Here is a 15,596-nt window from a genome sequence, read left to right as displayed (position 1 = left end):
GGTAGTGTAAAACAACAACCGGTGGTCAGCCTTCGACCAGGACGCCGGGCTGGGCCTGGCCTTCGCGCACGAACGGGAACTTCACCACGCGTACCGGCACCTGCTTGCCGCGGATGTCCACGTGCACCTGGCCCAACTCGCCGGCCGGCACGCGCGCGAACGCAATGCCCTTGCCCAGCGTCGGCGAGAAGGTGCCCGACAGGATCTCGCCGGTACCGCTGGCGGTGGTCACCGCCTGGCCGTGGCGCAGCACGCCCTTCTCGTCCATCACCAGGCCGATCATCTGCCGCGCGTCGCCAGCCGCCTTCTGCGCTTCCAGCACGGCGCGGCCGATGAAGTCGCGGCCTTCGTCCAGCGCCACCGTCCAGGCCAGCGCGGCCTCGAACGGGCTGATCGCTTCGTCCATGTCCTGGCCGTACAGGTTCATGCCCGCTTCCAGGCGCAGCGTGTCGCGCGCGCCCAGGCCGGCAGGGCGCACGCCGGCAGTGGCCAGCGCATTCCAGAAGGCGATGACCTGGTCCTGGGCAACCAGGATCTCGAAGCCGTCTTCGCCGGTGTAGCCGGTGCGGGCCACGAACAGCGGCGCGCCACTGGCGGCGGTCACCTCCACAGCGGCGAAGCGACCCAGCGTCTGCAGCGCGGCGCGGTCACCCTCGGCGACCAGGCCGGCGACGCGCTCGCGCGCGGTCGGGCCCTGCACGGCAATGATCGCCAGCTCTTCACGTTCGGTGACCTGCACGTCGAAGGCGGCGGCCTGTTCACGGATCCAGGCCAGGTCCTTCTCGCGGGTGGAGGCGTTGACCACCATGCGGAAGAAGTCATCGGCCAGGTAGTAGACGATCAGGTCGTCGATCACACCGCCCTGCGCGTTGAGCATGCACGAGTACAGTGCCTTGCCCGGCACCTTCAGCTTGTCCACCGAGTTGGCCAGCAGGCGGCGCAGGAACGGTCGCACCTGCGCCCCGCGCAGGTCGACCACGGTCATGTGGCTCACATCGAACATGCCGGCGTCGGCGCGGACCAGGTGGTGCTCGTCCAGCTGCGACCCGTAGTGGATGGGCATGTCCCAACCGCCGAAATCGACCATCTTGGCGCCAAGCGCGCGGTGGGTATCGTTGAGTAGCGTCTTCTGGGTCATGACCACGGTCCGGGGGATGAAAAAAGCAGGGGTTCATTATCCCAGAACCGCCCGTGCAACGCCTGCGGCGGTGCGCCATGCGCGCGACCCGGCGGTGCGCGACCTGGTATCGGACATGGCGCAGCCACGCAGGGCGTGGCTCTACGGCGGCAATCCGCCACGCCCTGCGTGGCTGCGCCGTCAGACCTGCTGCACTTTCAGCGTCATGCCATCCACGGCCACCACGCGCACCGGCGTGCCAGCCGGAAGATCGGGGCCGGCAACCACCCAGAATGCGTCATCGACCTTGGCGCGGCCGATGCCAGCCACGATCGGCTGGTCGAGCGCCACCACCCGCCCGATGAGCTGCTCGGCCCGGCGGTTCAACAGCGGTGCATCGGTTTCCCGCGCACGCTTGCGCCCCCACTGCCGGTAGCACTGGATCGAAACCACGCTGAGCAGCGCGAACGCCACCACCTGCCACAGCAGGGGGATGTCGGCGAACACCGCCACCAGCACGAACACGGCAGCCGCGCCGATCCCGATCCACAGCATGAAGGCGCCCGGCGCGAGTGCCTCGGCAGCGAACAGCACCAGCGCCAGCGCGCCCCACCCCACCACTTCCCAACGCATCTCAGCCTCCGATGCGCGGCGGCACCGCGCGGGTGGTCTTCTTCTCTTCCTGCTTGGCAAATGCCTCACGCGCCAGTTCGGCCACGCCGGCAATGGAGCCGATCACACCACTGGCTTCCATCGGCATCAGCACCAGCTTCTGGTTCGGCGAGGTCGCCAGTTCCTTGAACGCTTCCACGTACTTCTGGGCGATGAAGTAGTTGATGGCCTGCACATCGCCCTTGGCGATCGCGTCGGACACCATGGCGGTCGCCTTGGCTTCGGCCTCGGCCAGGCGCTCGCGCGCCTCGGCGTCGCGGAACGCGGCTTCCTTGCGCCCCTCGGCCTCGAGCACCGCGGCCTGCTTTTCGCCTTCTGCACGGAGGATCTCGGACTGGCGCGACCCCTCGGCTTCCAGGATCTGCGCGCGCTTCTCGCGTTCGGCCTTCATCTGCCGCGCCATCGCATCGAGCAGGTCGCGCGGCGGCTGGATGTCGCGGATCTCGATCCGGTTGACCTTCATCCCCCATGGGTTGGTGGCCTGGTCCACCACGTTGAGCAGCTGCGCGTTGATCACCTCGCGCTGGCTCAGCGATTCGTCCAGGTCCATCGAGCCGATCACGGTACGGATATTGGTCTGCACCAGCGCGATCATCGCCACTTCCAGGTTGGCGACCTCATAGGCGGCCTTGGAGGCATCGAGCACCTGGAAGAACACCACCCCGTCCACGCGCACGGCGGCGTTGTCCTTGGTGATCACTTCCTGGCTGGGCACGTCCAGCACCTGCTCCATCATGTTCACCTTGCGGCCGACCCCGTACACGATGGGGATCAGGAAATGCAGGCCCGGCGACATGGTGTGGGTGTAGCGGCCGAAGCGCTCCACCGTCCATTCATAGCCCTGCGGCACCATCCGCACGGCCTTGAACAGGATCACCACGGCCACGAAGCCCAGAATCAACGAGAACAGCACGGTCGGAAACATCGGAAACTCCTTTCCATGGGGTAACACCGAATATACCGCTGTTCCCACCCGGGGCCCGGTTACCCCGCGCGCGGGGCGAACATGATCACCGCCATGCCGGCCAGGCACAGCCCGACCCCGAGCAAGTCCCAGCGGCCGGGGCGAATGCCGTCCACCACCCACAACCACGCCAGCGCGGTGCCGATGTAGACCCCACCGTAGGCGGCATAGACCCGGCCGCTGGCGGCCGGGTGCAGGGTCAGCAGCCACGCGAACAGGGCCAGGCTGGCGGCGGCCGGCAACAGCAGCCAGGCGCTGCCATCCCGGCGCAGCCACAGCCACGGCAGGTAACAGCCGACAATCTCAGCCACGGCAGTCAATGCAAACAACAGGAATGTTTTCACGGTTTGGCTTCGGTGGCCTTGGCGTGTTCCCACAGTTGCTCCTGCGCCTGCAGGTCCAGATCGACCATCGCCTGGCCGTGGGCCGCAGCCTGCGCTTCCATGGTGCGGAAGCGCCGCTCGAACTTGTGATTGGCATGGCGAAGTGCGGCACCGACATCCACCTTGGCGTGCCGGGCCAGGTTGGCGCAGACGAACAGCAGGTCGCCCAGCTCCTCGGTCAGCCGCGCCTGGTTGTCCTGCACCGGGCCGCGTGCGAATTCGGCGGCCACCTCGTCCAGTTCCTCACGCACCTTGTCCAGCACCGGCGCTGGGCCAGGCCAGTCGAAGCCCACGCGGGCCGCGCGCGCCTGCAGCTTTACCGCCCGCTGCCATTCGGGCAGGCCGCGCGAGATGCCGGCCAGCACGGAGCGGTCGGCATCGCCCTTGGCGGCACGCTCGGCGCGCTTGATCGCTTCCCAGTTGGTGTTGACGTCTTCAGCGCCATCCACCTGCACCTGCGCAAAGACATGGGGGTGGCGGCGCTGCATCTTGTCGCTGATCGCGCGGGCGACATCGGCGAAGCCGAAGGCGCCCTGTTCACTGGCCATCTGCGCGTGGAACACCACCTGCAACAGCAGGTCGCCCAGTTCATCGCAGAGGTCGTCCAGGTCGCCGCGGTCGATCGCATCGGCGACCTCATAGGCTTCTTCGATGGTGTACGGGGCGATGCTGGCGAAATCCTGCTGCAGGTCCCAGGGGCAGCCCTGAAGCGGGTCGCGCAGACGCGCCATGATGCCCAGCAGGCGTTCCAGTTCGGCGGGTGCGGACATCGGTGCTCCGGTCAGGCGGGAATCCAGGTGCGCCACGGCAGGCGGGTATCGCCCAGCGCGATGAAGTCGCCGTTCAACAGCGTTTCGCGGCGGTTGTAGCGGAACGGCTTGCCGGTGTCGACCGACAGCACCGCACCGCCGGCAGCGTGCAGCACGCACTGGCCGGCGGCGGTATCCCATTCGGCGGTTGGGCCCAGCCGCGGGTACACGTCCAGCGAGCCTTCGGCGAGCCGGCAGAATTTCAGCGACGAGCCCTGCGCGACCACCTCGATCTCGCCCATGCGGTCAAGCAGCGCCTGGGTCTCCGGGCTGCGGTGCGAGCGGCTGGCAGCCACCTGCAGCGGCGGCAGCGCCGGGGTACGCGTGCGCAGCACCGAATCGTGCATGCCGTCGCGGCGGTAGGCCAGCTCGCCGCGCATGGCGTGCCAGGCCACGCCACTGACCGGCGCCAGCACCACGCCGAAGGCCGGTGCGCCTTGATGGATCAGGGCGATGTTGACGCTGAACTCGTCGTTGCGCTTGACGAATTCGCGGGTGCCGTCGAGCGGGTCCACCAGCCAGTATGCGCCCCAGTGGCGGCGGACTTCCCACGGTACCAGCGCCGATTCCTCGGACAGGATCGGCAGGTCCGGGGCCAGCTGGCCCAGCCCGCGCAGGATCACCTGGTTGGCCGCCAGGTCGGCGGCGGTCACCGGACTGCGGTCGGACTTGATCTCGACATCGAACGGGGTCGCGTACACCGCCATGATGGCAGCGGCGGCGTCCTGGGCAATGGCGATGACCGTTTCGCGCAGATCGGTGGTGAGTTTGATCATTCCCCGCGTTCCAGCCACTGCCGGGCGATGAACAACGCGGCCAGCGAACGCCCTTCGGAAAAGTCCTCGCGCAGCATCAGCTGGTCGAGCTCGGCGATTTTCCAGGGCACCACTTCCAGCTCTTCGGGTTCATCGCCGACCAGCCGCTCGGGGTACAGGTCGCGCGCCACCACCAGGTGCGACAGATGGCTCATGTAGGTTGGGGCCAGGGTCATGGCGCGCAGCACATCCAGGCGGCGCGCGCCGTACCCGGCTTCTTCCTTCAGTTCGCGGTCGGCGGCCTGCGCCGGGGTTTCGCCCGCGTCGATGCGGCCTTTGACCAGGCCCAGTTCATAACGGTGCACGCCGGCAGCGTATTCACGCACCAGCAGCACGGTCTCCTCATCCAGCATCGGCACCACCACTACCGCCCCATGCCCACGGCTGACCAGTCGCTCGAAACGGCGGCGTTCGCCGTTGGAGAACTCCAGGTCCAGATGCTGGCGCTGGAATGGGCCACTTTCCTCGTCCGTGATCTGGTGGATGGTGGGCAGCGGACGGGTCATGCGAACTGGCTCTTGGAGATCGATAGAATGGAGGCAGGTGAAAACGTGTCCATGAGCTCGAAATGCTAGCAGACCCAGCCCCCTTTACGTTGGCCGACCGGTGGCGGCAACGCGACCTGGCCGTGGTGTGGCACCCGTGCACGCAGATGCGCGAGCACCCCGACACCCTGCCGCTGGTGCCGATTGCGCGCGGTGAAGGCCCGTGGCTGGTCGACCACAACGGCCACCGCTACCTGGACGCGGTGAGCAGCTGGTGGACCAACCTGTTCGGCCACGCCGAACCCCGCATCGGCGCGGCCATTGCCCGCCAGGCCACGCAGCTGGAACAGGTGATGCTGGCCGGCTTCAGCCATGAACCAGCGGTGGAACTGGCTGAACGGCTGCTGGCGATTGCCCCGCGCCAGGCCGGGCGCGCGCCGCTGTCCAAAGTGTTCTACGCCGACAACGGCTCGGCCGGGGTCGAGGTGGCGCTGAAGATGGCGTTCCACTACTTCCACAACCGCGGCGAGGCGCGCCGCACCCGCTTCGTGGCCCTGGAGAACGGCTATCACGGCGAAACCCTGGGCGCGCTGTCGGTCGGCGACATTCCGTTGTACCGCCGCGTGTATGCCCCGCTGCTGACCGAGGCGCTGTTCGCGCCCTCGCCGGACGCCTACCTGGCCGAACCCGGGCAGAGCGCCGCGCAGCGCGCCCATGAGGCGGCGGACCGCCTGGCCGATCTGTTCGACCAGCACCCCGGGCAGATCTGCGCGGTGATCCTGGAACCGCGCCTGCAGTGTGCGGGCGGCATGCGCATGCACGACCCGGTCTATCTCAAGCGGGCGCGCGAACTGTGCGATGCCAACGGCGCGTTCCTGATCGCCGATGAGATCGCCACCGGCTTTGGCCGCACCGGCACCCTGTTCGCCTGCGAACAGGCCGGGGTGATGCCCGACCTGCTGTGCCTGTCCAAGGGCCTGACCGGCGGCTTCCTGCCGCTGGCGGCGGTGCTGGCCACTCAGGCGCTGTACGACGCCTTCCTGGACGACAGCCGCGAGCGCGCCTTCCTGCATTCGCACAGCTACACCGGCAACCCGCTGGCCTGCGCCGCCGCATTGGCAACGCTGGATATCTTCGCCAGCGAGGACGTGATCGCCCGCAACCGCAGCACCGCCGAGGTCATGCGCACCCTGGCCGCACCCTTCACCGACCACACCCATGTGGCCGATGTGCGCCAGGCCGGCATGGTGGTGGCCTTCGAACTGACCCGCAACGGCGACAAGCGCACGCCCTTCCCCGCCGAAGCGCGGGTCGGGCTGCGCGCCTACAACGCCGCGTTGCGGCGCGGCGTGGTGCTGCGCCCGCTGGGCAACGTGCTGTACTGGATGCCTCCCTATTGCGTGGAGGACGAACACCTGGACCTGCTGGCCCAGACCACCCTGGCCGCGATCGAGGACGCTGTTGCATGCGCATGACCCGTTCTTACGTTGATGCCCCGCTGGCCGTCGGCCAGACCCTGTCCCTGCCCGAAGAGGTGGCCAACCACCTGGTGCGGGTGATGCGGCTGCGCGAGGGGGAAAGCTGCGTGCTGTTCAATGGCGACGGCCACGACTACGCCGCCACGCTGGTGGAATCGGGCAAGCGCGATGCGCACGTTCGGATCGAGGGCGCACAGCCGCTGGAGAACGAGTCGGGGCTGTCGATCACCCTGCTGCAGGGCATCGCGCGCGGCGAGAAGATGGACCTGATCCTGCAGAAGGCCACCGAGCTGGGCGTGCAGGCGATCGTGCCGGTCAACGCCGAGCGCACCGAGGTGAAGCTGGACGCGGCGCGGGCGGAGAAGCGCCTGGCGCATTGGCGCAGCGTGGTGGTGTCGGCCTGTGGGCAGTCGGGGCGGGCGACGGTGCCGACCGTGGCGGCGCCGCAGGGCGTGCAGGAGGCGGCGCTGGCAATGCCGGCCGGTGCGTTGAAGTTGACCCTGGACCCGTTGGGCGGGCATCGGCTGTCGACGCTGGGCGCCGCGCCCGGTGGCGTGGTGATCGCGATCGGCCCGGAGGGGGGCTGGTCGCCGCGCGATCGGCAGGCGCTGGCTGCGGCAGGCTTCCAGGGATTGCAGCTGGGACCGCGCATTCTGCGCACCGAAACGGCCGGGCTGGCCGCTATTGCAGCATTGCAGGCGCGGTTGGGTGATATGGGGTAATCCGGCACCGCGCAGCCACGCAGGGCGTGGCTCTACGGCGCGGGATTACGCGACGGGCAATGCCTCGTCCAACGCCGCTTCCAGCGCATCCAGATCCGGCAACAACGCGCTCTGCTCGCCCAGCAGCACGCGCATGTGCACGCCCTGCGGCAGGGTTTCTTCCGATGCGTCGGCCAGCAGGCCGTCGCGCGGCACGGCAATCAGCTGAGGGAAGGTCTGGGTCAACAGCGCGAAGTACGGGCGTTTGGCGTTGCCGCCCAGCGCTTTGAGCACCACCACTTTGTTGTTGCTCACTACCGCTTCTTCGCCCAGCCCGGACAGGCGTGCGAACGACATCAGCGGTACGTCCCAGTTCCGCCACAAAATCTGCCCGACCAGCCACGCCGGCGCATGCTCAACCGGGGTGACCGTCACCTTGGACATCATTTCAGCCACCGTCGCATTGGGCAGCAGCACACGTTCGTGCCCGGCCTGGATCAGTACCCCGCGGATTTCGTCGTTGCTGGCGTAGCTCATGGTCTGCTTCCTGAAAGTGATACGGTGCGGCGATTACTCGCTCACACCCCAGCGTTCGGCGATGGCGGCGGCCAGCTGCGGCGGTTCGCCGGCGGCCATGCCGGCGGCAACCACCGCGTTGGCGGCGATCGGGTCGTAGCAGCCTTCACCGGTCTGGCCAGCCACCCAGGCACCGGCGACGGCCAGCGACAGCACCTCATCCAGCAGCGCGACATCGCTGCCGCTGAGCATCACCACGGCGCTGTGTGCCGGCGGCAATGCGGCCACCTGGATGCCCTTGGCGTCGGCGGTGAAGTGCAGGCCACGGTTGTGGACGGCCACGCCCACGTCATCGGGCAGGATGTAGGCATTGCCCGCCAGTACCGGCTGGTCGGATTCGGCCAGCACTACCGGCAGCGCCGACACGCGCGCCATCTGCTTGACCAGGTTGCCGTAACGGCCGCCGTCCAGGCGCATGTAGACCAGGATCGGCACCGCCAGACCGGCCGGCAGCGCGGCCAGCAGGCGGCGCAGCGCGTCGGGGCCACCGATACCGGCCAGCACCAGCACCGCGCCGGGCGCGGCGCCGCTGGGGTCGGCTTCGGGTTCCAGCGCGACCAGCGAAAGCCGGTCGATGGCGAATTCGTCCGGTGCGGCCGGTGCGCTGACGGGCGTGGCGTGCACGACAGCCTGCACCTCGCTGCCTTCATCCACCAGCGACCAGCTGCTATGGTCGCCCAGCGGCGCGGCCGGCGCCGCCGCGGGTACCGGCGGCGGCATGCTGGCCGGTGGCGCGGCCACCGGTGCCTGCATGGCGGCCAGCGCTTCTTCCAGCGACATCGGCTCGCTGTAGCCTTCCGGACGCGGGTACAAGCCATCCGTGGGCACATCGCCGGCAGCGTCGAAGGCCTCGCGCACGTGGAATTCCAGTGGCGCATCGGCATGCAGTTCGGCAGGCGTGACCGGCAGGCCCGGTTCGGGCTGCAACAGGCCATCCTGTTCCGCGCCCGGCGGCAGCACGTCCTGATGCCCGTGCAGCTTGGCCACCAGGTGACGGGCCCAGCGCTGGGCTTCCCAGCCTTCGCGGCGCGCTGCCAGCTCGGCTTCGTCGAAGATCACCGTCAATGACGGCGAGGCCAGCACCGGGTCGAGGCGTTCCAGCGCTTCCTCGATGGCCGGCTCCAGCGCGATCAGCACTGCACCGGCGTCCACGCCCCCCAGGGTTTCCAGGTCCACGCGGTTGGGGTCTTCTTCCAGCACTACGGTCGCGCCGGCCTGGACCAGCGCTTCGCGCAGGCGCTCACGCGCCGGGCCGACCCGTGCCAGCAGCGCCACCAGCGGCAGCGGGTTCAGGTCATTCACGGGCACGGGCGATCCCCAGCAGGTCATACACGTTTCGCATCAGGTCCAGCTCCTGGTACGGCTTGCCCAGGTAACGCTGGACACCGATTTCGAAGGCGCGTTGACGGTGCTTGTCGCCGCTGCGTGAGGTGATCATCACGATCGGTACGCCCTTGTAGCGTGGATCGGCGCGCATGGCAGTGGCCAGTTCATAGCCATCCATGCGCGGCATTTCAATATCCAGCAGCATCAGGTCGGGCACCCGCTCCTCCAGGCGCTCCAGCGCTTCGATACCGTCGCGGGCGACGGCCACTTCGAAGTTGTGGCGCTCCAGGATGCGGCCGGTGACCTTGCGCATGGTCAGCGAATCGTCCACCACCATGACCAACGGCGCCTGGCGGTCGCTGGCCTGCGCGGCCGGTGCGATCGGCTTGAGCGGGTTGGCCTGGTAACGGCGCACCAGTGGCGCGACGTCCAGGATCACCACTACGCGGCCATCGCCGGTGATGGTGGCACCGTAGATGCCCGGCACCGACGCAATCTGCAGGCCGACCGGCTTGACCACGATTTCGCGGTTGCCCAGCACCTGGTCGATCGCCACGGCAGCGCGCAGTTCACCGGCACGAACCAGCAGCAGCGGCACCTGGGCCTGCCCTTCGGCACGGGCCTGGCCCTGGCCGACCAGCGTGCCCAGGTCGTGCAGCACGAATTCTTCGCCGCCGTAGTGGTAACCGCCGCTGGCCGATTCGAAGCGCTCGCGCGAGATCCGGCCGATGCCGCTGACCGAAGCGACCGGCACCGCAAAGGTGGTGTCGCCGATCTGCACGAACACCGCCTGGGTGACCGCCAGCGTCTGCGGCAGGCGCAGGGTAAAGGTGACGCCCTTGCCCGGCACCGAGTGGATGTCCACCGAACCGCCCAGCTGGCGCACTTCGTTGTGCACCACGTCCATGCCCACGCCGCGGCCCGCCAGCTGGCTGACCTGGTCGGCGGTGCTGAAGCCGGCTGCGAAGATCATCGCGTCCAGTTCGGCATCGCCGAGCACGGCACCGGCCTCGACCAGGCCGCGCTGTTCGGCGCGCCGACGGATCGCCTCGCGGTTCAGCCCGGCGCCGTCATCGGCCACTTCCAGCACGATTTCCGAACCTTCGCGGCGCAGGCGGATGGCGATCTCGCCCTCTTCCGGCTTGCCGGCCGCGCGACGCTGGTCCGGGGTCTCCAGGCCATGGGCAACCGAGTTGCGCAGCATATGTTCCAGCGGCGCGACCATGCGGTCGAGCACATTGCGGTCCAGTTCGCCGTGGGTTCCTTCCAGGGTGACGTGGACCTGCTTGCCGGTGTCCTGGCCCGCTTGGCGCACCACGCGGCGCAGGCGCGGCACCAGGCCGTCGAACGGCACCATGCGCGCGCGCATCAGGCCATCCTGCAGCTCCGAGCTGACGCGCGACTGCTGCTGCAGCAGCACGTCGTACTGGCGCGACAGGTCGTCCAGCACGCCCTGCAGGCCGCCAAGGTCGGCCGCAGACTCGTTCAGCGCACGGCTGAGCTGCTGCAGCGTGGAGAAGCGGTCCAGTTCCAGCGGATCGAACGTATGGTCGACCTGTTCCTGCTCGCGCTGGTAACGCGCCACGATCTGCGCTTCGGTTTCCATGTCCAGGCGGCGCAGCTGGTCGCGCAGACGCGCGTTGGTGCGGTCCAGTTCGCCCATGGCGCCGCGGAAGGCACCAAGCTGCTGTTCCAGGCGCGAGCGGTAGATCGCCACTTCACCGGCGTGGTTGACCAGGCGGTCGAGCAGGTCGGCGCGCACGCGCACCTGTTCCTGCTGCGGACGGGCCAGCGTCTCTTCGTCGTTGGCCGCTTCCACCGGTACCGGTGCCGACAGCGGCGCGGTGGCCACGGCGGCATCCACCTCGACGGGCGCGGAGGCAACCGGGGCGTCGACCTGCGTGTCGCCCGCACCGGGCGCTTCCTCGACGTCGGCGCGACCAAGGGTGCGCTGTTCGAATGCAGCGATCAGATCGTCGGGCATCGCCACGTCGCGATGACGACCGGTGCGGGTCAGCATCTGGTGCAGGCGGTCGAAGCCACGTTCCAGCAGGTGGACGTCGCTGCGGTCGATGTCGGTGCGGTTGGCCGCCACCGCCTCCAGCAGCGATTCGATGCCGTGACCCAGGTCGCCGATGGCGTTGATGCCGGCCATGCGCGCACCACCCTTGAGGGTGTGCAGGTCGCGCTGCAGGCCGGCGATCGCTTCGCGGTCCTGTGGTGCGGCGCGCAGTTCGCTGATCAGGCCATCGCAATGGTCGAGCAGGTCCTTGCCTTCCTCGACGAAGATGTCAACCAGCTCGCGGTCCAGGATGCTGAAGTCCAGCAGACCGGCATCGTCCAGCTCCTCTTCGGCGGTCTCATCCTGTACCGCAACGGCGGTGGCGAGCGGAGCCCGCTCAAGCTCGAACAGCGGTGCCAGCGGGACATCCACCTCGGTTTCGGGCAGTTCGGCATCGTTCTCTGCGAAGGCGTCGGTCTCGTCCAGCGCCTGGTGGGTGGCATCCAGGCCGAGCACCGGTGCGTCTTCGGTCGACGCATCGGGACCATCGACAATGGTCAGGCCATCGTCCAGCGCCTGCTGCAGTTCCACGGTTTCGCCGAACGCGGGAATCGAGGGAATGACCTCCTCAAGCGCGGCGGCTTCGTCGCTCTCATCGACGCTGTCCAGGCGGTACACGGCAGCGTCATCGGCCGTGCCCGGCAGCGTGTGTTCGTAGAAGCGCGACAGATCGTCGGCACCGGTCAGTTCCACCGTTTCCAGGCCGTGCTCGACGGCGATGGATACGGATGGTTCCGGCGTGGCGGTTTCGATCGGTGCGCTGGCCGCTGCGAACGGCGTCACCAGCTCAGCATCGAAGTAGGCCGACAGGTCGTCACTGGCGGTCAGTTCGTCGACCACCCATGCATCCGCGACGGTCTCGACCACCGACAGCGCGTCGGCCTCGACAGTGGCCTGCTGCAGGTCGGCGCTGGTGCCCTCGTCGGCAATGGCAACGCCATTGCGTTCATCGAACTGTGCGGAGAACGCAGCCAGCTCGTGGGCGGTGACATCGTGCGCGTCCTGCGACGCATCGGCCTGGGCATCGTTGTCGGCATCAAGGTCGTCGGCGTCATCAACCTCAAGGTCGATGCCATCGTCGGCCACCAGTGCCGGCCAACGGGCTTCGGGCAGGGTCTCGGCCAGGGCCTGAAGGCGTTCGGCAAGCGCGGCCTGCGACGGAATGCGTGGCGCTTCGGCCTGCAGCGCGACCATGGTGGCGCGGATCGCGGCAGCCGCCGCCGCCAGCGCCTCGACGCCTTCGGTACCGGGCACGGCATCGGCCGCCAGCGAGCGCTTGATGAAACTCTCAGCGCCACCGGTAACTGCGGTGATTTCCGGCACATCGGTCATCGCGAACGCACCATTCATGGTGTGCACCGCGCGCAGCAGGGTATCGGTGACCGGTTGCGGCGCCGCCTGCGCCGTTTCCAGCCAGGCCTGCAGCGTGGCGTGGTGAGCCTCGACTTCGGCCTCCAGTATCTCGCGCAGCACCTCGTCGATGTTGGCCGGGGTACCCGCCGCTTCCAGCGTTTCCTGCGCCTCGACCGTTTCCACCGGCGCGCTGGCCGGGGTCGGCCGCTGCAGCGGAACGTGGAAGGTTTCCTCGCCTGCGGCAACGCGGTCTGCGATGCCCTGCATGGCCTGCAGGTCCGCGCTCACGCGGCTGCCGTCGCGCAGCGCAGCGTTGAGCTGCGGCAGCACTTCATGGGCCTGGGTGACCATGGCCACCACCGCCGGCGACGCCGGACGGCTGCCGTCCAGCACGCGGTTGAGCATGCCTTCGATCTTCCAGCTGAACTCGCCCAGCGTGCGCGCGCCCACCAGGCGTCCACTGCCCTTCAGGGTGTGGAACACGCGGCGGATCGGACGCAGGCGGTCCATGTTGTCTGGCGCCATGCGCCAGATCGGCAGCAGGTTGCCCAGATTGACCAGTTCCTCATCAAATTCTTCGATGAAGACTTCGCGGATATCCTGGTCGATGTTCTCACCATCATCCTCGAAGCCGGCTGCGATGGTCTCCTGCCCGGCAACGCCAGCGTCCACGCCAACCGGGGCATCCACCACGGCCGGCGAGGCGACGACCGGCGCCGTGGAGAACTGCGCGGCAGCGGCATCCAGCTCGGCCAGGAAACGCGCGGATTCGTCATCCAGTTCGATCTTGCTGATGACCGCTTCGTGCACGCCACCCACATTGCTGGGCGCAGCGGGCGCGACGAAGTCCCCAGTCAATGCGGCGGTCTCTTCAACCGGCGCATCTTCGGCCACGATTTCCTCGACGTCCTGCGCCACGGGCGCCGGGTCGAACTGCTCCTGCAGGAACGCGGGCAGCGCCTGCACATCCAGCGCGTTGTCGTGCGTGGCAGGCGTGTCATCGACCTGCAGCGACAGCACGTCGCCTGCGTTGTGCAGCGGCTCATCGAAGGTGAATTCGATCGGCTCGTCACTCAGTTCCAGCGCGTCGTGTTCGGCGGCGACCGGATCGAACCCGGTGGCGATCGGGGATACGGCATCGGGCGTAACGGCATCCGGGCCGTCCACGCCATCCAGTGCGATCGGCGCGACATCGGTCGCTGCGGTGCCCCACGACGGGTCAACATCGACGTTCTCGGCGAACACCCGATCGAAACTGGCGAGCGTCGGCGCGGCGTCATTGCGCGCAGGTTCGCTGTGCAGCGTCCATTGCGGCGCATCGGTGGCGACCGGGGCGGTGGAGGCCTCGAACACCAGCGTCGGCGCAGGCTTGGCGACCGGCGGGGCCGGTGCTGCGGCAGCCACATCAGGCAGCGGCTCGAAAGTGAAATCGGGCAGCGGCGGCGGCACATTGCCCGGTGCCGGCGCAGCCGGCGTCACTGCCGTTTCCACCGGCGCCACGACAGGCGCATCCCACCCGGTCAGCTCCACGTGTTCCGGCGCAACCGGCAACGCTTCGGCGCTGGCATCGACCGGTGCGGCGTTCTCATCCGGCAGCGGCCAGTAGCGCAGCGTTTCCAGGCTGGTACGGGTGATGTCGAGAATGTCGTCGCGACCCTGGCGGCGTTCGCGCAGGGCTTCCAGGTAGTACTCCAGGCTGGCCATGGCATCGGCCAGGGTGTCCAGCTGGCGGCCGCTGGGCACCCGCTGGCGGCCGATCAGCTCGACCGCAATGTACTGGCGCACGCCCTGCAGATAATCGGCCGGGGTGGCCAGATCGAGCATGCGCAATGCGCCGGCAACCTCACCCAGCAGGCGCGGCACTTCGTGCAGCTGCTCATGGTTCCAGTTGGTTTCAATGAACGCAACGAAATGTTCGCGCGCGGCCGAGAAGTTGGCGATTGCCTCATGGGCAAGCACTTCCACGGTACGGCGGCCTTCGGCGGCGCTCGGGTCGTCTTCGCCACTGCCGCCGGCGCCCAGGTGGGCCACCTGGTCGTCCAGCGAAGCGTCCACGTACAGCAGCGCCCCGGCGATATCCAGCAGCAGGGTTTCGTCGATCCGCTGTTGGCCATCGACCACGCCGCGCAGCGCGTCGCGCTGCTGCACGACCACGCCACGGGCCACGCCCAGGCCCATCATGCCAAGCGTGTCGGCCACCGCGCCCAGCTCGTTGACCTGGGTCTGCAGCTGGGCCGGCTCGGCGCCGGTACGCAGGTGCAGGTCCAGCGCATCCTTGATGCGCAGCAGCTCTTCCTTCACCGCGTTGCCCACGGTGTCGAGCAGCTCGCGGTTGCGTCCGCTCAGGCTGCCGCGCGCATGGTCCAGCTCGGCCTCCGTGGCGCTGGCACTATCCGGCGCGAACGCGAACAGCACGCTTTCATTGATGCCCGGTGCAGCGCGCGCCGAACGGATGTCGTTGAGCAGCGGCAGCAGCACGATCGGAATATCACGGTGGCCGTTCTGCAGGCGTTCCAGGTAGTCGGGCAGCAGCACGCTGCCGCGCATCAGGGTGGCGCAGGCTTCGTCGCGGTCGGGCACTTCCCCGGCCCCGATGGCATTGGCCAGCTGCTCCATCTCCTCGGCCACCATCGCCGGGGCATACAGCTCCACCATGCGCAGGGTGCCCTGCACCTGGTGCAGGTAGCCTGCACAGAAGCGCATGCGGCTGCCATCGGCAGGATCTTCGGCGTAGTACTCGAGCTCGTTGCGCACCTGGCGCAGGGTCTCGTCCAGCTCCGGCTTCACCCAGCCCAGGGCGGCGTGGCTCATGGCATCGCGCAGCGTGCTCATGCCAGGTCTCCCGGCAGGTGGGC

General features: G+C 68.4%; 12 protein-coding genes. 2 read left to right on the top strand and 10 right to left on the bottom strand.

From position 1 onward, the window contains the following. Positions 1-25: 25 nt before the first annotated feature. The 7 genes from gcvT to nudE form a co-directional block, all read right to left on the bottom strand. Positions 26-1,138 (bottom strand): glycine cleavage system aminomethyltransferase GcvT, encoded by a 1,113-nt coding sequence (gene gcvT / locus WIX41_RS13740; RefSeq protein ID WP_339448395.1) that lies wholly within the window; start codon positions 1,136-1,138, stop codon positions 26-28. A gap of 180 nt (positions 1,139-1,318) precedes the next feature. Next, the gene (locus WIX41_RS13735; protein WP_339448393.1) at positions 1,319-1,750 is read right to left on the bottom strand and encodes an NfeD family protein; all 432 of its coding nucleotides are present in this window, start codon (positions 1,748-1,750) and stop codon (positions 1,319-1,321) included. A 1-nt stretch (position 1,751) separates the two neighbouring features. Continuing rightward, positions 1,752-2,714, bottom strand: a complete 963-nt coding sequence (locus tag WIX41_RS13730) for an SPFH domain-containing protein (RefSeq protein WP_339448391.1) — start codon at positions 2,712-2,714, stop codon at positions 1,752-1,754. Positions 2,715-2,773: 59 nt separating this feature from the next. Beyond that, positions 2,774-3,097, bottom strand: coding sequence for a YnfA family protein (locus WIX41_RS13725; protein ID WP_339448389.1), 324 nt, complete (start codon positions 3,095-3,097; stop codon positions 2,774-2,776). Then, complete coding sequence (mazG, locus tag WIX41_RS13720) at positions 3,094-3,906, bottom strand: nucleoside triphosphate pyrophosphohydrolase (RefSeq protein ID WP_339448387.1); 813 nt, start codon at positions 3,904-3,906, stop codon at positions 3,094-3,096. The genes WIX41_RS13725 and mazG overlap by 4 nt, the downstream gene beginning before the upstream one ends. Positions 3,907-3,917: 11 nt before the next feature. After that, positions 3,918-4,721 (bottom strand): 3'(2'),5'-bisphosphate nucleotidase CysQ, encoded by an 804-nt coding sequence (gene cysQ / locus WIX41_RS13715; protein WP_339448385.1) that lies wholly within the window; start codon positions 4,719-4,721, stop codon positions 3,918-3,920. Beyond that, positions 4,718-5,266, bottom strand: coding sequence for an ADP compounds hydrolase NudE (nudE, locus tag WIX41_RS13710; RefSeq protein ID WP_339448384.1), 549 nt, complete (start codon positions 5,264-5,266; stop codon positions 4,718-4,720). The genes cysQ and nudE overlap by 4 nt, the downstream gene beginning before the upstream one ends. Positions 5,267-5,328: 62 nt before the next feature. Here nudE and bioA point away from each other — a divergent pair, with 62 nt between their 5' ends. Further along, positions 5,329-6,720 (top strand): adenosylmethionine--8-amino-7-oxononanoate transaminase, encoded by a 1,392-nt coding sequence (gene bioA, locus WIX41_RS13705; RefSeq protein ID WP_339448383.1) that lies wholly within the window; start codon positions 5,329-5,331, stop codon positions 6,718-6,720. After that, on the top strand, positions 6,711-7,445 hold the full coding sequence (locus tag WIX41_RS13700; RefSeq protein ID WP_409187395.1) for a 16S rRNA (uracil(1498)-N(3))-methyltransferase: 735 nt from the start codon (positions 6,711-6,713) through the stop codon (positions 7,443-7,445). The genes bioA and WIX41_RS13700 overlap by 10 nt, the downstream gene beginning before the upstream one ends. Positions 7,446-7,490: 45 nt before the next feature. On the opposite strand, the gene WIX41_RS13695 is transcribed toward WIX41_RS13700, so the two are convergent. The 3 genes from WIX41_RS13695 to WIX41_RS13685 are packed head-to-tail and all read right to left on the bottom strand — an operon-like array spanning position 7,491 to position 15,573. Further along, complete coding sequence (locus WIX41_RS13695) at positions 7,491-7,961, bottom strand: chemotaxis protein CheW (RefSeq protein ID WP_339448378.1); 471 nt, start codon at positions 7,959-7,961, stop codon at positions 7,491-7,493. 33 nt (positions 7,962-7,994) lie between these two features. After that, positions 7,995-9,308 carry a chemotaxis protein CheB gene (locus WIX41_RS13690; protein ID WP_409187394.1) on the bottom strand — a complete coding sequence of 438 codons (1,314 nt, stop codon included), beginning with the start codon at positions 9,306-9,308 and terminating at the stop codon, positions 7,995-7,997. Continuing rightward, complete coding sequence (locus WIX41_RS13685) at positions 9,295-15,573, bottom strand: hybrid sensor histidine kinase/response regulator (RefSeq protein WP_339448374.1); 6,279 nt, start codon at positions 15,571-15,573, stop codon at positions 9,295-9,297. Before WIX41_RS13685 ends, WIX41_RS13690 begins: the two co-directional genes overlap by 14 nt. Positions 15,574-15,596: the final 23 nt, after the last annotated feature.

This window comes from Stenotrophomonas sp. AB1(2024) (assembly GCF_037482345.1).
In the GTDB taxonomy this organism is placed as follows: domain Bacteria; phylum Pseudomonadota; class Gammaproteobacteria; order Xanthomonadales; family Xanthomonadaceae; genus Stenotrophomonas.
This window is presented reverse-complemented; position numbering and strand designations above follow the sequence as displayed.